We start from the raw sequence: 17,187 nt of genomic DNA, 5'->3' as shown, positions 1-17,187 counted from the left end.
ATCACGGCCACTGTCAACCATCAGCTGGGACCGAACTGTCAAGCATCACCCGGGATCGGACAACTCCAGCCCCAGAGACTGAGTTACAACTTTCTCTACTGGTTCAAGCACCCGTCGTCGCTTCGCTCCTCCGGGCGGGCGCGGGCGGCCGGCGGCGCCCGCGCTCATGTCTCCGCCCCGCTCGGCACCGCCGGCCGCCCACTCCCGCCCAAAAGGCAGGCACACGGAGCATGAGGTCAGAACACGTCGTGGCTGGTGCGGTCGGCTCCGCGGCTTTAGCCAGCCACTTTGGCGCGAGCCTCGAAGATCATGGCCCCACATCGGGCACTAACGGGCAGGTCCACAAGCCTGCCCGATCCGCGGGCCAGCGTAAGGGGCCATGATCACTCGCGCCAAAGCAGCTCCCGGCCAAAGCCGCTACACCGACCGCGTGGCTACCTACAGGCACAACGGGTGATCCGTTCGGCGTGGAACGCTTTACGGACTGCCGCAAGCCATTCACTGGGAAGTGTGACCGGACTTGAAACAGCGCTCGTAGGCCTTGGCGGAGCCCTTGGGGGAGCCTTCCTTGGAGCCGCAGCCAACCACATGTGCACGATCCGAAGAGAGCGTCGCAGGGACCAGGAAACGGGGCTGCAAGCTCAGCGACAAGCCGTGCGCAAGCAGTTCAAGCGTGCGTACGCAGCTAAGGACTGGGTGGCTCGCCTCCCGCAGTCGATCAACGTGTCTGACTCACCTGAGCGTCGGCAGGAGATCCAGGATGAAGCAATCAGACGCAGCACCGACTGCCACACAACTTGGGATATTTCCCACATGGGGATCGACAGTGACGAGGTCCGCCAGGCCATGGCTAGGCTCGATCAGCAAGTCGTTGCCGTCTTGGGCCAGGTGGCACAGGGGGACTTTTCCCCGGACCTGAACCTGCTTCGACAGAGTCTCAAGGAGCTGACGGCTGCTGCGGAGCGTCGACTCACAACTGATCTCAGATGACCGGGGCGTTCCTTACGGTCCTGGGCTGTGCAGTACAGCAGCGAAGTACAGCAACCCCGCTGGCCGGCGCCAACCGTCCGCGCCCCTAGCAGCGCCTGTCCGACGGGTCAGGCCGTGGTGTCTGTCCAACAGGGTTTGGGCTTGCGCTTTCCGTTGCGGCAACTTCTACGGTCATGTGTGTGGCCGGAGAGACCGGCCCGGCGAGGGAGGCACCGGCATGGCCTGGTCGATCGCGGAGGTGGCGCGGATGTCCAAGGTGACATCGCGGACGCTGCGGCACTACGACGAGATCGGCCTGCTGCCGCCCGCATGGATCGGGAGCAACGGGCACCGCTACTACGAGGAGGCCGATCTGCTGCGGTTGCAGCAGATCCTGCTGATGCGGGAACTGGACCTGGGGCTGCGCGAGATCCAGGCAGTCCTGGACAGCCAGCTCGACCAGGTGGCCGTGCTCCGCGAGCACCACCAACGGCTACTCGCGGAACGGGACCGGCTGGAGACGCTGGCCCGTACGGTCGGCCGCACCATCGCCGAACTGGAAGAAGGTAGGGATAACAGGAAGATGACGAAGATCAACAAGCCGGAGAACCTGTTCGAGGGGTTCCAGGCCCCCTCCGAGGCCGAGGCCGAAGTACGGGAGCGGTGGCCGCAGGCGTGGGAGCAGTCCCGGCAGGCAGTCGAGGCGATGACCCCCGAGGACACGGAGCGCTGGCAGCGTGAGGTGACGGCGCAGATGATCCGTATGGCGGAGTTCATGGTGGCCGGAACGCCGGTCTCCGACCCCGCGGTACAGGCCGAGGTGGACGCCAACTACCAGCAGATCTGCCGGTTCTGGACCCCGACCGCGGCCGCGTACAAGGGAGTGGCCCAGACCTATGTCGACGACCCGCAGATGCGGGCCAACTTCGACAAGATCGCCGAAGGTCTCGCCGTCTACCAGCGCGATGCGATGACCGTGTACGCCGATGCCCGGCTGAGCTGACCGCACGTGCCTCAGAGGTCATCTCAGTTGGCGATTCAGCCGTCGCAGATGAGGGTGCTGGCAGTGGCGGCGAAGGCGGGAGTGGTCGGCCGTGTCGCATGATCAGATATCGTGCGCGGCCATGGGTGAACTGATAGTGATCAGGCATGGCCAGACCGAATGGAGCCTGTCGGGCCAGCACGCTGGCCGTACCGACGTTCCGCTGACTGACGCGGGTGAGGCCGCGGCGAAGAAGCTCGCTCCGAGGCTGGCCCGACGCCATCTGGTGGCGGTTTTCAGCAGCCCGCTGAGCCGCGCTATGCGGACGGCCGAGCTGGCGGGCCTGGCCGGCGTCCGGCCCGATCCCGATCTGCTGGAGTGGGACTACGGCGGCTACGAGGGTCTGACCGCGGCACAGATCCAGGAGATGAAGCCGGGTTGGGACCTGTGGCGGGACGGCGTCGTTCCCGGCGACGACGACCATCCTGGCGAGCAGCTTGAGCAGGTGGCAGCGCGCACGGACGCGGTGCTGGACCGGATCCGGCCGCTGCTGGAGGACGGCGATGTCGCCGTCGTCGCGCATGGTCATCTGGCCCGCGTGCTCACGGTGCGCTGGCTCGGCCTCGACGCCTCCGCCGGCCGGCTGCTCGGCCATCCGCATCCGGGCACGCTCAGCTTTCTGGCCACCGAGGATGGGCAGCCGTTCATCGCCGCCTGGAACGTCCCGTAGCGGCGGTGCCGCTGCCTCACGCCTGCTGCGAGAGGCGCCGGAAGCACATGAGCGCCGCGGCGATCCCGGCGAAGGCCAGGAAGTGTTCCGCTTTGCGTTCATAGCGACGATGCAGGCGGCGACACCCGGACAGCCACGCAACTGTCCGCTCCACGGTCCAACGGTGGCGGCCCAGACGCTGAGAGGACTCGATGCCCTTGCGGGCGATGCGCGGAGTGATGTTTCGGGACCGGAGCCATCGGCGCAGGTGGTCGTAGTCGTAGCCCTTGTCGGCGTGGAGCTTGGCGGGCCGTCGCCGACGGGGCCCACGACGGGTCTGTTTCCGCAAGGGGGCGCTGACGGGTCGCCACCGTTCGCCCCCGCACGCGCACCTCGTCTGACCTGCCGCGCGAACCCCCATGGACGCCCCCGTACGGCCGCGCGGACAGTGGGAAAGCGCGTTGGGGCTATTCAGACGTCGCCGCCATCGGGATAACGTCCATGCCCGAACCCCCCGCGAGCCCTGAGCAGTGGTGCGCCCTGCGACGTGGCCCGGCATGCCGGCCAGGTCTGCGAGCGAGGGGTCCAGGGACGGAGGGCCGTGCCAGACACGTGCCAGATCGTGCGGGGAACCACGGGGAACACCGGGTACGAGTTGAGCGCTCCGATCTGACGACGGCACCACTCCACTGCAGGTCAGCCCAGAGACCGGCCGTAGATCACCCCAGCTTCCCAAGCTGAGGGTCCTGCCGCCAGCGCCGCCCCGTGCTTCCGTGCGCCCCTGGTCGCGCCACTGCAACGCCCGTGACGCCACTGAACCATGACCTCGCATGAACGGATTCGGGAAGTACTGGGGTTGGATCGTCTTCGCTGTACTCGTTGCGGGCTGGCTGACCTTCGACTTCGGACCAGTCGCACTCATCGTCTTGTCCGGGATCAGTGCCTTCTACTTCTTCTTCAACGTGCCCGTCTGGTGCGGCGCGGAGGGTCGAGGCGGTTCATGCCGGAACAACAGCTACGGGGCCCTCATGGGTTGCCACCTTCGCCAGCACAAGTGGCAGAAGCTCAAGATGCTCTTCTGGAGCGCTCGCTGGGCACGGCTCCGGCAGGAGCTGTTCCAGAACGCGACCACCACCCTGGCCAGCGTGGGCGGCATCCTGGCGATCACGTCAGGGATAGCCGCTACGTTGCAACCGCTGTTCGGTGGGGGTTGGTGACGGTGCCGACTGACATCCACGTCTGACATCAACGGAAGCAGACGTGGGCACCTCCAGGAGACCGTACGTGGCCTACCCGCTTGCGGGCTGCCAGGAGCTCCAAGCCTGGTGATCGAACTCCTAAAGCGGGTGTCGCAGGTTCGAATCCTGCCGGGGGCACCAGCGCAAAGGCCCCGGACCGATCATGGTCCGGGGCCTTTGGCCTCCCTTCCGACATCAGCGGAGACGAGACGGAGCGCATCCGGCATGACGAGAGATGAGGCTCTGGACCGGTTGAGGCAGCTGGCACGAGCTCGGGCACTCGGACGTCACGTCGGCTCGGACCGCCTGATCCGAGCCGGCCTCGACGCTCTCCTGGCCGATGTCGATTCCCCGTCGCTCGCCCTCCTGGCCGGCCTGGGTCGCCGTGAGGAGCACGAGGCACAGGAGCTGTTCGACCACGTCGTCGACGAGCTGGGGTTGGGTTTCGAGGCGCCCGCGGACCCGGTCGCCGCCAGGTGGGCCTTGGCCTACTGGCTGGCCGCTCAGATCGTTGACGGTTCCTTGGACCCGGCGACCGGCGCCGACCTCATTTGGGTCGAAGCAGCGATGGAACTCGACTATCCCGACCGTCTGCAGCCGATCGTCGGGTGTGCCATCCAGCTGGGTGACTGGAACGCCGACTGGAACATTCCGCTGGAGCAGATCAAGGAAGAGGTCGTCGCCGCCGCCCGCGCGCTGGTCGAGCGCGGAGGGCCCGGGACAGTCCTCTGACGGCATGTCGTGGTCCCCCCTTGCGCGAGTCCATGCCTGATAACTTGCACCCCGCCGCGCGAGAGGCAGGGGGAGGAGACATGAACGGAGCGACCGTGCGTGTCGGCGGCCGAAGTGTGGCCACTGACCAGGCCACGCTGTGGATACGGCAGTACTTCGACGCTGAGGCGAACCGGGCGGCTGCGGTCGCCCCGAAGGGCAAACCGTACGCGTTCCCTGTCTACGACCGGATGGACACGGGAAGCGGGCCGAACGAACTCAACGACGGGGACCTGCTGGCGCCGGTGCTGCTGAACGTCGCGCCGAAGCCACACGCCGTTTTGAACCTCCAGTCTGTGCGCCCCGACTTGGAGGCAGTGCTCGCTGCGATCCCGCCCACGCTCACGCTTCAGGATGCAGTCGCCTCCGGCGTGCACGCGGAGCCATTGCGCCGTATCGGCGGGCTGCTCGACGGTCCGGCCCCGCTGCGAGGCGTAGGCGGAACGATTCTGATGAAGATCATGCACCGCAAGCGTCCGCTGTTCCTGCCGCTCTATGACACGCGGGTCTACGCCTGCTACTGCGGGCCCGGTGCTCGGTATCCGGTCGAAGAGTCGTCCCGACGCACTTGGGCGGAGTTCCTCCGACTTCTCGGCGAAGCCATGGCGCGCGACCTGGTGGAGCAGCCAGGAACATGGAAGATGCTGACGGAGTGCGCCCCGAACGACGTGAGCGTGCTGCGTGTTCTGGACGTCATCGCATGGAACCTCGGCCGCCGGCGCGGGGGCATACCGGCAAGACGGTCCAGATCATCGGACTGAACGGCCCCGGCGCCGGCCTCCACGGCGGACTCGGCGGCGAACTCACCGCCGGCCACTGAGCAGAAGCACCGGTCCACTCCTGGGGGTGCCGGACCTCCCGTTCCTGCCGGCGGCTCCTCCTCACGGTGTCCGGCGCCGGCTCACAGCGCGGCGGTGCGGGACGCCCTGTGGGCCGTCAGGGCCCAGATGACCCAGGCGTCCAGGCCGATGGAGATGATCGCCCACAGGGGCAGGTACGGCAGCCAGAGGAAGTTGGCGATGAGGCTGATGCAGGCCATGAAGACGCCCATCACGCGGGCCCACAGGGCGTCCGTGAGGAGGCCGAGGCCGGTGGCGGCGGCGATGATGCCGACGATCAGCAGGACCCAGCCCCAGGTCGTCAGGTCGAAGCGGTAGACGTAGTCGCCGATGCGCCCGTAGATGGTGTCGGAGGCGAGGGCCGAGATGCCCTTGAGGATGTCCAGCAGACCGACCACCAGCAGCACCACGCCGGCGAAGACGGTGCCGCCCGCCGCCCAGGGACTCGTTCTGCCCCGGTCCGCGGCGTGGTTCTCGGGGTGCGGGCCCGGAGCTGCCGGCTGCTGCGTCATGGTGTCGTCCTCCCTGCGGTCGGATGCGTCCACCGTGCGCGGCGGCGGGGCGTCCCACCAGCGGGAGACCGCCGGACGGGTGAATCGGAGGCCGGGGCCGGCCAGTGAGCAGCCGGGGCCGGCCGGCCAGCAAGCCGGGGCGAACGGCCGGCGGGCAAGCCAGAGGGGGACGGCCGGCGGGCGCACCGAAGAGACGAGGGAGGGGGGAGGAGCGCCGGGGAGAAGGGCTCCAGGGCAAGGGAGCCCCGGGAGAAGGGCTCCAGGGAAACGCCTCCGTCACTCCACCTCTATGCCGTGGTCCTCGACCAGTTCGAGCAGGCCGCCGGCGTAACCCCTGCCGCCGAGGACGAAGTCCCAGTCGTTGGTGGACCTGCGGCGGAAGGAGCCCAGGACCAGGGCGGTTTCGCCGGGACGGCCGTCGGAGACCTCCAGGCGGCCCAGTTCCGTCAGGGCCGGGTCGAGCAGCCGGATGCGGGCGTCGGTGAAACCTGAGAGGTCGGCGTCCGGGTCCGCCTCCGGGTCGACGGCGGCGACGAGGACCAGCCGGTCGGAATGGGCGGGGAGCGCGTCGAAGGAGACCCGCAGGGCCGCCTTGTCCGGGGGCGTGGCGGCGACCGTGCCGACGGAGCCGTCCGGGGTGCGCGGGTTGTTGTAGAAGACGAAGTGGTCGTCGTCCAGGACCCGGTTGCCGCGGCAGACCAGCGCGCACACGTCCAGCGCGACACCGCCGGACCAGGACATGCCCAGGACGTTGTAGTCGTCGCAGGCCGGGGCCGCGGTGCCGGACGGGAGCGTCGGCGCCGGTGCCGGCGTCCGGCGCGGGTCGCCCAGCCGGCCGCGCAGGCCGTGCCGGTGCAGCAGGTCGACGAGTTCGGTGCCGGAGACCAGTTCCAGCGGCTTGCCGTCCGCGAACGTGTGCGAGCCCGGTCCGAACTTCGACGTCGTCACCAGGACACCCTTGTTGGCGCCCTGGTCCTGGACGGTGCCGTACAGGTCGCGTACGGCCGTGGGCGGCACGGTGTTGCGGTACCGCTTCACCTGGACGACGATCCTGCCGCCCGTGATCGGCGCGGGGTCCAGCGCGTCCACGTCCACGCCGCCGTCGCCCGACCGCTGGGTCGTCACCGCCTGCATCCCCATCGCGCGGAAGAGGTCGGCGACGAGGGACTCGAAGACGAGCGGGTCCATCGTGTACAGGTCCGGCTCCTCGTCGCCCTCGCCGCCGTGGGTGACGACCCGGCCGCCGTCGCCGACGTCCTCCGGTCGCCTGCCGGGGCGTACGGCGGCGAGCTGGTCGGGCCTCGCCGTCAACTGGCCCCTGAGCGCGTCGGTGAGGCAGCTGACCGGGTCCACCTGCTCCAGGTGCAGCCCGCCGAACGTGGAGCGCGGCGCCATCACGGTCGCCAGCGGGATGCGGCCCTGCCGGCCCGTCGCCGGGTCGTGGGCGTCCACGAAGCCGTTCAGCGCCACGGACTCCAGCGCGCCGAACGCGCCGTCCGCGGCGAAGAGTTCGTGCAGCACCAGCAGCAGGCACTGGGCGACGACCTCGCGGTACAGCGCCCGGCACTGCGTCACCGGACGGGCGCTCTCCCTGTCCTCGTCCGAGGCGGCCACGTAGCGGACGGACTTGGCGGCGGGGACGACGTCGTACCCCGGGAGTTCCCAGTCCAGCACCAGTTGGCCGGCCTGGGCGTCGTAGGCGGCCGAGAGCTGCCGGGGGAAGTCCTCGGGCCAGGCCGTCGACGCGTACAGGGCGGCGGAGAAGTACTCGACCACGGAGTCCGGGTCGCGGCGCCGTACCCCCTCGGTCACCTCGGTGACGCCCGCGTTGTGCCGGCGCACCTCGGCGAGCCGGGAGGCGGCCCACTGCTCGTACTCGCGCCGGTAGGCCGCCAGTTGTTCCCGGCGCCGGGCCTCCGCGGCCTGCGCCGCGTACCAGTCCTGTTCGAACCGGGCGCGCGCGTCGGCCTCCGCCTGGGCGCGCCGGCCCGCGGTCCAGCCGCCCTGCGCCTGGTACTGGTGGGGCTGCGGCATGGGCACGGGCTGGGCGAGCGGCCCCGGCGCGAACGGCTCCACCTCTTCCGGGCGCCGCAGGGAGGCGGCCGTGAAGGCGGGTGCCCCGACACCGGCGGCCAGCAGGCCCTGCAACGCCGCGACCCGCGCGTCCAGTTCCTCGGTCCGCCGCCGGGCCTCCGCCTGCCGGTACTGCCGGTGGTCCTGGGCGGCCCGCCGCTGGTAGGCCTGCGCCTGCCGGACCTGTTCCCGGCGCCGCCTGTCGTCGGCCTCCCGCTGGCGCTGCTGCTGCCGCTGCGCCTCGGCCCAGACACCGACCAAACCAGTAGAGCGACGACTCATGCTCCGCAGGCCCCCTCCCCAGGACACCGGTACAGCCAGGCAATCACCGGTCGCCCCCACGGCCGGTTCACCAGGCGACTCTATCCCGCGGCGGGCAGAGCCATCGCGCGGTCGGGAGAGTCTCCGGCGGCCTTCAGGGGGCCGGGGCCGGCCGGGGCCGCTCACCCGCCCCACCGGCCTCGCCGGGCTCCCCCGCCCCGGTCTCCGCCGTCGCCGGGGTGTGCCGGGCGGCCGCCGCCAGGGCCAGGGTCACCGCGGCCGACGCCGCCGCCAGCACCGTCATCGCCGCCGCGGGTGAGGTGACCTGGGCCACCGAGCCCGCCAGGGACGCGCTCAGGCCCTGCAGGGTCAGCATCCCGGCCGAGTGCAGCCCGAGGGCGTGACCGCTCAGTTCCGCGGGGGTCAGGGTCATCAGCCGCTCCTGCTGGACCAGGCTCGCGCCGAACCCGACCGAGGCGACCGTCACCAGGCAGGCGGCCACCGGTACGGGCGGGTGCAGGGCGAAGAGCAGGTACGGGGCGGCCAGGAGCAGCAGCAGGGGCGTGGCGGCCCGCCTGCGGGGGGCGGGCGGCAGCAGGCGGCCCACCGTGAGGTCACCGGCCAGCATGCCGAGGGCCGCGCACGCGAAGAGGGTGCCCGCGGACCCGGGGGCGTAGGAGACGTACAGCGCCTCGCAGCCGACGACCAGGCCGTTGGGCAGCCACAGCCCCAGGTAGGTCAGGCGGCGCGGCCGGCCGGACCACAGGCGGGCGTTGGTGCGCCAGGTCGCCGCGACCGACGGGCGGCCCTGGGAGCGGGGCGGGCGCCGGCTCAGACCGAGGCGGACGGTCGCGGCGGTCACCGCGTACAGCGCGGCCGACAGCAGCAGCGACAGGCGCGGGGAGACCACCGTGACCAGGGCGCCGCCGACGGCGTAGCCGGTGATCTGCATGACGCCGCTCATCATGTTGAACACCGAACGCCCCAGCAGGTAGCCGCTGTCGCCGCCGTCCGCGAGGATCTCGTTCAGCAGACCCCAGCGGACTCCGCCGCCGAGCGAGGCGACCAGGCCCTGGCCGAGGACGACGGCGAACAGCGCCCCCAGCGGCAGGCCCGGCAGCGCGAGCAGCGCCGTGCCGGCCGTGAAGGCGAGCGCGAGAGCGGTCAGGGCGCGGCGCGGCGGCAGCCGGTCCGAGCCGGACAGGAACAGGGTGGCGCCCAGCACCTGCGCGAGGGACTGGCCGAACATGCTCACCGCGGACAGCAGCGGCGAGCCGGTGGCCCGGTAGACGAGGGTGCCCAGCGCCAGGCCGCTCATCGTCTGGGCGGCGGTCTGGGCGGCGGCGGACAGGAAGAGCGGGGTGAACTCGGGGGTGCGGAACAGGTCCTGGTAACTGCGCATGCGCCGGAGTCTGCGGCGGGCGCGCGGGCGCTCGTTATTGTTTCGCGCGGGTGCGAAACCTCCGCACCCGGCGGGAGGGCGGGCGGCAGGTGGGCTGGTGGAAGGTGAACGCGGACACGCTCGCCGGGAGCCGGTTCGTGCTCTCGCCGCTCGCCGAGGCCTTCGCGAGCCTGATCCTGCTGCACAAGGGGGCGGGCGGGTACGCCGGCGGGCACCCCGGCGAGCAGGCCTGGCTGCGGACCCACCTGCCCGCCTACCGGGCGCTGCTGGCCCGTGACCCGGTGACCGCGCTGCTCGTGCGGGCGGGGCTGGGCCGGGAGTGGATCGCGGACTTCCTCACGCCCACGCCGCGGGACGGGGAGTCCTTCGCCGAGGGGGTGGCGCGGGTGCGGGCGGCCGACCCGGCCGCCGCCCGCGCGCACCTGCGGACCTCGCTCGCGGGAGCCGTCCCGGCGGAACTGGAGCGGGACGACCTGCCCGAGCGCGCGGCCGGGCTGCTGGAGTACGTATGGACCCGGGCCGTGCGGCCCTCCTGGGACCGGCGGCGGCGCGTGCTGGAGGCCGATGTCGTGGCGCGGACGGCGCAGATGAGCCGGGGCGGCTGGGCGGCCGTGCTGGACGCCCTGCGGCCGGGGACGCGCTGGCTCGGCGAGAACCGGTTCCAGGTCAACCTGCACGAGTATCCGCCGCGCGAGATCTCCGGTGCCCAGCTGCTGTTCGTGCCGGTGACGCCGCAGCACGGCTGGGTGGCCTGGGACGAGTCCGAGCACCGGTACGCCGTCGTCTACCCGTGCGCGGGGGTCCTGGCGGCCGGTGCGGGCGAGCGGCGCCCGGCCGTGCCCGCCGCGCTGGGGGCGCTGCTGGGCGGGTCGCGGGCGCGGGTGCTGGTGCTGCTCGGCTCACCGCTGAGCACCACCCAGCTGAGCGCCGTGACCGGGCAGGCGCTGGGGTCCGTGGGGCGCCATCTGCGGGTGCTGCTGGACGCGGGGCTGGTGGAGCGGCGCCGGGCGGGGCGGTCGGTGCTGTACTCGCGCACGGGCGCGGGCCAGGTCCTCCTCGCGGCTGCCTCCGAGGACACCGGGTCCGGCGGGGACACCGGGTCCGGCGGGGAGCCGGTCACGGCGCCAGGGTCTTCCGTCCGGATCGGGCCGGGTCAGGGAGCGGGGTCACGAGAGGCCTTAGCATCCGGACATGACCACTGACAGCAGCAACGGCGGCGCGGCTCCCCAGGGTTCTCCCCTCGAGGTGGAGATCGGCGCCCTCCAGGGCGGTTCCGCGGACCTCGGGCAGTACGCGGGGCGGGCCGTCCTCGTCGTGAACGTGGCGTCCAGGTGCGGGCTCACCCCGCAGTACGCCGGACTCGAAAAGCTCCACGAGCGGTACGCGGACCAGGGATTCACCGTGCTCGGGGTGCCCTGCAACCAGTTCATGGGGCAGGAGCCGGGCAGCGCGGACGAGATCGCGCAGTTCTGCTCGGCGACGTACGGCGTCACCTTCCCGATGACCGAGAAGATCGAGGTCAACGGGGCGGGGCGGCACCCGCTCTACACGCGTCTGACCGGCTTCGCGGACGCCGGCGGGCACAGCGGGGACGTCCGCTGGAACTTCGAGAAGTTCCTGATCGGGCGGGACGGCGAGGTCGTCGCCCGGTTCTCGCCGCAGACCGAGCCGGACGCGCCCGAACTGGTCGCGGCCGTCGAGGCCCAGCTCGGCTGAGCCCGGGGCGGCCTCGCCCCTGGGACAGGGTCCGGCCTCCTGGTCGCCGGGCGGGACGGACCGTCCGGTGACGGAGGATGGCACGGTGGACGGGGACGACGAAGAACTGCTCACCATCGGCGCGTTCGCGGCGCGCTCCCGGCTGTCGGCGAAGGCACTGCGGCTGTACGACCGCCTCGGGCTGCTGGCACCGGCGCACGTCGACGAGGCCAGCGGCTACCGCTACTACCGCGCCGCCCAGACCGAGCGGGCCCGGCTCGTGGCGCAGCTGCGCCGGCTGGACATGCCGCTGGCCCGGGTGGCGGAGGTGGTCGCTGCGGTGGAGACGGACGGTGCCGGGGCGGCCGGTCTGCTCGCCGCGTACTGGGCGGGCGTCGAGAGCCGGGTGGCCGGGCAGCGGACCCTCGCCGAGTACCTCCGTGCCCGGCTGTCCGGGAGGGACAGCGACATGTACGGGAGGTTCGTGGTCGAGACGGTCGACGTGCCCGAGCAGGTGGTGGTCACCGAGACCCGGCACACGCTGGCCAGCGAGCTGCCCGCGTGGATCGGGGCGTCACTGACCCGCCTGGAGGGCGCGGCGCGCGCGTGCGGGGGCGTCACGGCGGCGCCGTACGTCGTCTACCACTCCGAGGTGTCCATGGAGAGCGACGGTCCCGCGGAGTGCTGCGTGCCGGTCGCCGACGAGCGGGCCGCGCGCGCCTGGGCGGCGGCCGGGGGGCGGTCCTGGGAGACGGCGGTGCGCATCGAGCCCGCCCGGCGGCTGGCGTACACCCGGATCACCAAGGCCCAGGTGGCCTATCCGCAGATCATGGCCGCCTTCGGGGCGGTGGAGCAGTGGATCGCCGCGCGGGGACTCACGCAGGCGGGGCCCTGCCGGGAGGTGTACTTCACGGACTGGGGCGCGGCGGGGCCGCAGGACCCCGTGTGCGACGCGGCCTTTCCCGTCGCGTGAGGTGGGACCGGGGGAGCCGGGCCGGGCCCGGGTGCCGGCTCCGCGGCCCGCTCCTCACTTCGCCGGCTTCAGCTCGTCCGGGCACGGGGTGCCCCGGGGGAGCTGGTAGGGCGCCGCCAGCCGGTACGTGCCGGTCTTCGGCGCGAGCAGCGTCGTCCACTTGTCGCCCCTGGCGTCCTGCGGTGTCTCCGCCAGGCACCCGTTGACGTTGTCGAACGTCTTCGGCGTGCCCTTGGTCCGGTGCTTGGACGCCTCGGTCTCCTGCGGCGCCTTGAGGCTCTTGCCGTGGTCGTCGACGAGGCTCAGCCACGGCGAGTACGGGATGCGGATGAGGACGCGGCCGGGCTTGCGGACCTCGATGGTCAGCTCGCCCTGCTCGGCGCGGTCGACGACCGCGTTCGGCTCGGCCAGCGGCGTCGGGTCGGTGACCTTGAACAGCTGCCAGTTGGCGTCGCCCCAGACCTGGCTGAGGTACGGCATGCCCCGCTGCACCAGCGCCCGCTCGCGCTGCCCGCCGTCGCCGTCGGGCTCGCCCTTGGGCAGCACCACGTAGTGGACCGCCCAGCGCTGCAGCCACTCGTGGTAGTTGGCCGAGTTGAGCGTGTCGTCGTAGAAGAGCGGGTTGCGCTCCATGTCGGCCTGGCGGTTCCAGCCGCGGGCGAGGTTGACATAGGGCGCGAGCGCGGAGGCCTCACGGTGCGAGCTGGCCGGGACCACCTCGACCCGGCCCTTCTCGGCGCCGGCCTTCTGCAACTGGTTGACCAGCGGTGCCAGCTCGCGCGACCAGGAGGCGGCGGGCGCGGTGTGGACGATGTCGTCCACGGTCTTGACGCCGATCCAGACGCCGAAGCCGACCAGGGCCAGCACGGCCGTGTACCACTTGCGCGAGCGCGGCACCGTGAAGGGGAGCGCCGCCACCAGCGCCGTCCCGGCGAACAGCATCGCCAGCCTGGTGATGTTGGAACCGATCTGGGAGCTGATCACCCAGACCCCGACCACCGACAGCGCGTACACCCAGGAGGTGATCCGCACCGTCTTCCACTCCCGCGGGACGAGGACGGCGGCGAGGACGGCGTACAGCAGCGGCAGGGACGCCGAGCCGAAGCCCATGGGCTGGGTGCCGGAGAAGGGGAACAGCAGCGCCGAGACGGCCACCACGACACTCGGCGCGATGCCGAGCGCCCAGGCGCCGGGACGGCGCTTCTGGAGGAACAGGGCGACCGCGACCAGGCCCACGAACAGGCCCGCCACCGGTGAGCCCATGGTGGCGAGCGCGGCCAGCGGGGCCGCGACCAGCGCCTTCGCCCAGCGTCTGCGGCGCCAGCGGTGCGGCCAGCAGAACACGGCGGCGACCGCGCCGAGCGCGAACATCGTGCCCAGGCCGAACGTCACCCGGCCCGAGATCGCGTTGCACAGCAGTCCGAAGACCCCGGCCAGCGCCGCCCACAGCGGGTTCCTGACCACGCGGCTGCGCAGGAGTATCAGGGTGAGCAGGCCGGAGGAGACCGTGCCCGCGATCATCATCGTCGTCCGGACGCCGAGCACGGACATCAGGTACGGCGACACCATGCTGTAGGAGACCGCGTGCATACCGCCGTACCAGGCGAGGTTGTACGCCGAGTCCGGGTGCCGGCCGACGAACTCGGCCCAGGCGTCCTGCGCGGCGAGGTCGCCGCCGCTGTTGGCGAACGTGAAGAACCACACGATGTGCAGCACACCGGCCAGGCCGGTGATCGAGAGGACGGGGTGTTCGAGCATCCGCTCGCGCAGCGCCATGACGGCGGCCCGGGCGCGCGGCCACCGGGCGGCACCGGAGGCCGCCTCACCGTCAGGACGCGTCCGGTCACCGTCCGTGCCCGTCGGGTGCGAACCTATTCGAGGGCCTCCCGGGCCCGGATCGGCGTCGTCGGCGCGTGTCGGCTCCGCAGTGGCCACCTGAAGGCACTCCCCGTGTCCCGTCCTCTGTTCCGGCCTCGTCCCACGACCGGTGACGTGCCCGATTCGTGACGCTAGCACGCACCCCGCCGGGGAGCGCCCGGGCGGGGCTCCCCGACGGGGTGCGCGCAGGCTCGCGGAACTCCCGGCACCCGGGGTGCCGGGAGCACGTCAGCCCAGGCGGGTCAGCTTGTCCGTGAAGCCGGGCTCGCCGAGGTCCTTCTGCAGGGCGACCGGGACCCTGACCGCACCGCCCGCGCCGCCTTCGCCGACGGTGAGCGTGCCGACCTTGGTGCCGGCCTTCGCCGAGTGCGGCACCTGGTCCGGGGCGAAGGACACCTTCACCTTCGACCCCGCCCAGCCGACCGCGGTGACGTCCTCGGTGACCACGACCGGGGTGTGACCGCCGAGCCGGTCGTCGACGTACCCGACGACGTCACCCTTCTTGAGGATCTTCGCCGAGGTCAGCGCACCCTTGGCGGCCTCCAGGGCGGTCTTGCTGACCTGGTTGACGGTGGTCAGGATCGGGCTCTTGCGCTGCCCCAGGATCGCGCCGACGACGGTGACCGTCTCGCCGCCGACCTTCTTGCGGGCGGCGAAGAGCAGGTTGCCGCCGGCCGCGGTGGTGCTGCCGGTCTTGATGCCGATAGCACCCATCCGGTACGGCAGTTCGTTCCAGTTGGGCCAGTTCTTGCCGGACGGGTCCGTCCAGCTCGCCGCGCTGGTGATGGCCACCAGCGCCGGGTTCTTCACGACCTGGTCGCCGAGCTTCACCTGGTCCTCGGCGGTGGAGACGGTGGTCTTCGTCAGGCCCGAGGGGTCGGTGTACGTCGTGTTGGCCATCCCCAGCTCCTTGGCGGTGGCGTTCATCTTCTTGACGAACGCCGCCTCGGAGCCCGCGTCCCAGCGCGCGAGCAGCCGCGCGATGTTGTTCGCGGACGGGATCATGACGGCGGACAGCGCCTGCTTCTCGGTGAGGGTCTGGCCGGCCTTGACCGTGTTGAGCGTGGACTCGTCACCGGTCTTGTCGTAGCCGCCCTCCTTCTCCGCCTGCGGGTCGATCTTGATCTTCGGACCCTCCTGGCCCACCTTCAGCGGGTGGTCGCGCAGGATGATGTACGCCGTCATGGTCTTGGCGACCGATCCGATGGGCGCCGGCGTCTGCTCGCCGAAGTGGTCCATCGTGCCGACGCCCTCGACGTCCATCCAGCCCTGGCCCTCGCCCGGCCACGGCAGGGTCAGCTTGCTGCCCTCGAAGGTGTAGCTGTCCTTCGCGGTGAGCGCGAGGCCGGGCGCGGGCAGCGGGCGCAGCGCCTGCACGATCGCGAAGACGACCAGGAGGAGCAGGACCAGCGGGGTCCAGATCTTCACCCGGCGCACGGTGGTGCGCAGCGGGGTCTCCGGCGGCGGCGGCGTGTTCGTCAGCTCGGCCAGCAGGTCCAGCGGGGGCTTGGGCGGCAGCGGCTGCTGGGTGGTGGGCTCGAAGCCGGGCCGGTGGTTGCGGGCCGTGGGGGTGGGGGTCGCGGGCGCGGTGGGGGCCGCGGGCACGGTGGGCGCGGTCTTCGGGGCGTCGTCGAGGGGCTTGAGCGCGACGAACCTGCTGGTGCGCTCGGCCTCGGACTCACCGGCCCCGGGGGCGGGCTTCGGGGCGGGCCTGCCGTCTGCCGGCCGGGGGCCCTCGGCGGCGCGCCCGGCCGCCGTGCCGTCCTTCGCGCCGGTCCTCGCCGCGTTGTCCGCGCCGGTCTTCGCCGCGTCCTTCGCGTCGCCCCTCTGTGCGCCGCCCAGCTTCAGCATGGTGGTGGGCTGGTCGACGGCGGGCCTGGGCGCCTTGAAGACGGCGGTGGGTGTGTCGACGGGGGGCTCGGCCCCGGGCCCGGACGCCGCTCCGGGCTCAGGCTTCTCGGCGTCGGAGGCCTTGGAGTCGGACGCCTTGGAGTCGGACGCCTTGGAGTCGGACGTCTTGGACGGCGTCCCGGGCTCTGCCTTCTTGCCGGCCTCGCTCGACTTGCCGCCCTTGTCGTCCTTGCCGCCCTTGTCGCCTTCGCCGCCCTTGCCGTCCGCGGCCTGCTGGGGGGCGGGCTCGGGCTCGGGGTCCGCGCCGTCGTTCTCGGCCTCGGAGTCAGCCTCCCCCTTGGAGCCGGACGCGTCGGGCTTCTCCGCCTCGTCCGCTTCCGCGGCCTTCCCGGCGTCCTCGCGGCCGGCGGAGTCCTTCCGGTCGTCGGAGTCCTCGGGGTCCGCGGAGTCCTTGCGGTCCCCGGCTTCCTCGGCTCCGTCGGAGTCCACCCACGCGGCCACGGCCGCCCGCAGGCGCGCGTCGCCCGAGGCGGCGGCACGGTCGCCTCCGGCCCCGTCCGCGCTCTCCGCGTCCTCCGTGTCGCCGCGCCCCTTCCCGTCCTCGTCCTCGTCGGCGCCCTCCGCGCCGGAGCCCGCCGTGCCGGAGCCCCCGGGCTTCCCGGCCGCCTGGACCGCCTCCGCCGCCACGTCCCCGGACGCCCCGGACTCCCCGGACTCCTCGGACTCCTCGGACTCCGGGTCGTCCTGTGCGTCCGTGACGACGTTCCGCATCGAGAGGACCCGCGTGGCCGTGTCCACGCCACCCCGGCTCTTCGCCGTACCGGTCCCTCCGGACTCCCCGGAGGCGCCGGACGTCGTACCGGACTCCCCGGACCCCGCCGCCGGCGCGAGGCGAGGATCGCGAGGATCACGCGCCTCGCTCCTGGCCCCGGGAACCGGACCCGCGCTCCCCGACGTCGGTTCTGCCGACGACTCGCGCTGCTTCGACCTGTCGGGGGACTCGCCCGCCACCGATGCCTCCTCCATGTGCCGCA

Annotated in this window: 14 protein-coding genes and 1 pseudogene; 9 read left to right on the top strand and 6 right to left on the bottom strand. The window is 72.0% G+C overall.

The window, feature by feature from the left end; genetic code table 11:
- Positions 1-654: 654 nt before the first annotated feature.
- The 3 genes from AC6I72_RS18070 to AC6I72_RS18060 all read left to right on the top strand — a co-directional run bounded on the left by AC6I72_RS18070 (position 655) and on the right by AC6I72_RS18060 (position 2,681).
- Positions 655-990, top strand: coding sequence for a hypothetical protein (locus AC6I72_RS18070; RefSeq protein ID WP_498001946.1), 336 nt, complete (start codon positions 655-657; stop codon positions 988-990).
- A gap of 217 nt (positions 991-1,207) precedes the next feature.
- Positions 1,208-1,972: a MerR family transcriptional regulator gene (locus AC6I72_RS18065; protein WP_450801464.1), complete on the top strand. Its 765-nt coding sequence runs from the start codon at positions 1,208-1,210 to the stop codon at positions 1,970-1,972.
- Between the two features lie 121 nt (positions 1,973-2,093).
- Positions 2,094-2,681, top strand: a complete 588-nt coding sequence (locus AC6I72_RS18060; protein WP_498001943.1) for a histidine phosphatase family protein — start codon at positions 2,094-2,096, stop codon at positions 2,679-2,681.
- Positions 2,682-2,697: 16 nt separating this feature from the next.
- Here the strand turns inward: AC6I72_RS18060 and AC6I72_RS18055 are convergent.
- A pseudogene (locus AC6I72_RS18055) lies at positions 2,698-2,994 on the bottom strand (transposase); the annotation flags it as partial.
- A gap of 496 nt (positions 2,995-3,490) precedes the next feature.
- Here AC6I72_RS18055 and AC6I72_RS18050 point away from each other — a divergent pair.
- From AC6I72_RS18050 to AC6I72_RS18040, 3 genes are all read left to right on the top strand, one after another.
- The gene (locus AC6I72_RS18050; protein WP_498001942.1) at positions 3,491-3,877 is read left to right on the top strand and encodes a hypothetical protein; all 387 of its coding nucleotides are present in this window, start codon (positions 3,491-3,493) and stop codon (positions 3,875-3,877) included.
- A 246-nt stretch (positions 3,878-4,123) separates the two neighbouring features.
- The gene (locus AC6I72_RS18045) at positions 4,124-4,630 is read left to right on the top strand and encodes a hypothetical protein (RefSeq protein ID WP_498001940.1); all 507 of its coding nucleotides are present in this window, start codon (positions 4,124-4,126) and stop codon (positions 4,628-4,630) included.
- 80 nt (positions 4,631-4,710) lie between these two features.
- Positions 4,711-5,430, top strand: a complete 720-nt coding sequence (locus tag AC6I72_RS18040; RefSeq protein WP_498001938.1) for a DUF6308 family protein — start codon at positions 4,711-4,713, stop codon at positions 5,428-5,430.
- 140 nt (positions 5,431-5,570) lie between these two features.
- On the opposite strand, the gene AC6I72_RS18035 is transcribed toward AC6I72_RS18040, so the two are convergent.
- From AC6I72_RS18035 to AC6I72_RS18025, 3 genes are all read right to left on the bottom strand, one after another.
- Positions 5,571-6,020: a DUF7144 family membrane protein gene (locus AC6I72_RS18035; protein WP_498001936.1), complete on the bottom strand. Its 450-nt coding sequence runs from the start codon at positions 6,018-6,020 to the stop codon at positions 5,571-5,573.
- Positions 6,021-6,296: 276 nt separating this feature from the next.
- A complete protein-coding gene (locus tag AC6I72_RS18030; protein WP_498001934.1) occupies positions 6,297-8,375 on the bottom strand; it encodes a restriction endonuclease in 2,079 nt (692 codons plus the stop codon).
- 133 nt (positions 8,376-8,508) lie between these two features.
- Entirely contained in the window at positions 8,509-9,756 is a 1,248-nt protein-coding gene (locus AC6I72_RS18025; protein ID WP_498001932.1) for an MFS transporter, read from the bottom strand.
- Between the two features lie 89 nt (positions 9,757-9,845).
- On the opposite strand from AC6I72_RS18025, the gene AC6I72_RS18020 reads away from it, so the two are divergent.
- The 3 genes from AC6I72_RS18020 to AC6I72_RS18010 all read left to right on the top strand — a co-directional run bounded on the left by AC6I72_RS18020 (position 9,846) and on the right by AC6I72_RS18010 (position 12,424).
- Positions 9,846-10,958, top strand: a complete 1,113-nt coding sequence (locus AC6I72_RS18020; protein WP_498004722.1) for an ArsR/SmtB family transcription factor — start codon at positions 9,846-9,848, stop codon at positions 10,956-10,958.
- Positions 10,948-11,472 (top strand): glutathione peroxidase, encoded by a 525-nt coding sequence (locus AC6I72_RS18015; protein ID WP_498001931.1) that lies wholly within the window; start codon positions 10,948-10,950, stop codon positions 11,470-11,472. The genes AC6I72_RS18020 and AC6I72_RS18015 overlap by 11 nt, the downstream gene beginning before the upstream one ends.
- A 67-nt stretch (positions 11,473-11,539) precedes the next feature.
- The gene (locus tag AC6I72_RS18010) at positions 11,540-12,424 is read left to right on the top strand and encodes a MerR family transcriptional regulator (protein WP_498001929.1); all 885 of its coding nucleotides are present in this window, start codon (positions 11,540-11,542) and stop codon (positions 12,422-12,424) included.
- 54 nt (positions 12,425-12,478) lie between these two features.
- On the opposite strand, the gene AC6I72_RS18005 is transcribed toward AC6I72_RS18010, so the two are convergent.
- Together AC6I72_RS18005 and AC6I72_RS18000 are read right to left on the bottom strand one after the other, a co-directional pair.
- Positions 12,479-14,359, bottom strand: coding sequence for a DUF8823 domain-containing protein (locus tag AC6I72_RS18005; RefSeq protein ID WP_498001927.1), 1,881 nt, complete (start codon positions 14,357-14,359; stop codon positions 12,479-12,481).
- Positions 14,360-14,530: 171 nt separating this feature from the next.
- The gene (locus AC6I72_RS18000; protein WP_498001925.1) at positions 14,531-16,951 is read right to left on the bottom strand and encodes a D-alanyl-D-alanine carboxypeptidase; all 2,421 of its coding nucleotides are present in this window, start codon (positions 16,949-16,951) and stop codon (positions 14,531-14,533) included.
- Positions 16,952-17,187 lie beyond the last annotated feature (236 nt).

It is taken from the genome of Streptomyces sp. Xyl84, assembly GCF_059731885.1.
This window is presented reverse-complemented; position numbering and strand designations above follow the sequence as displayed.

Excerpts from the sequence above, each read along its gene's own strand:
- AC6I72_RS18065 (WP_450801464.1), top strand. The coding sequence starts at position 1,208 with ATGGCCTGGTCGATCGCGGAGGTGGCGCGGATGTCCAAGGTGACATCG.
- AC6I72_RS18060 (WP_498001943.1), top strand. The coding sequence starts at position 2,094 with ATGGGTGAACTGATAGTGATCAGGCATGGCCAGACCGAATGGAGCCTG.
- AC6I72_RS18050 (WP_498001942.1), top strand. The coding sequence starts at position 3,491 with ATGAACGGATTCGGGAAGTACTGGGGTTGGATCGTCTTCGCTGTACTC.
- AC6I72_RS18045 (WP_498001940.1), top strand. The coding sequence starts at position 4,124 with ATGACGAGAGATGAGGCTCTGGACCGGTTGAGGCAGCTGGCACGAGCT.
- AC6I72_RS18040 (WP_498001938.1), top strand. The coding sequence starts at position 4,711 with ATGAACGGAGCGACCGTGCGTGTCGGCGGCCGAAGTGTGGCCACTGAC.
- AC6I72_RS18035 (WP_498001936.1), bottom strand. The coding sequence starts at position 6,020 with ATGACGCAGCAGCCGGCAGCTCCGGGCCCGCACCCCGAGAACCACGCC.
- AC6I72_RS18030 (WP_498001934.1), bottom strand. The coding sequence starts at position 8,375 with ATGAGTCGTCGCTCTACTGGTTTGGTCGGTGTCTGGGCCGAGGCGCAG.
- AC6I72_RS18025 (WP_498001932.1), bottom strand. The coding sequence starts at position 9,756 with ATGCGCAGTTACCAGGACCTGTTCCGCACCCCCGAGTTCACCCCGCTC.
- AC6I72_RS18015 (WP_498001931.1), top strand. The coding sequence starts at position 10,948 with ATGACCACTGACAGCAGCAACGGCGGCGCGGCTCCCCAGGGTTCTCCC.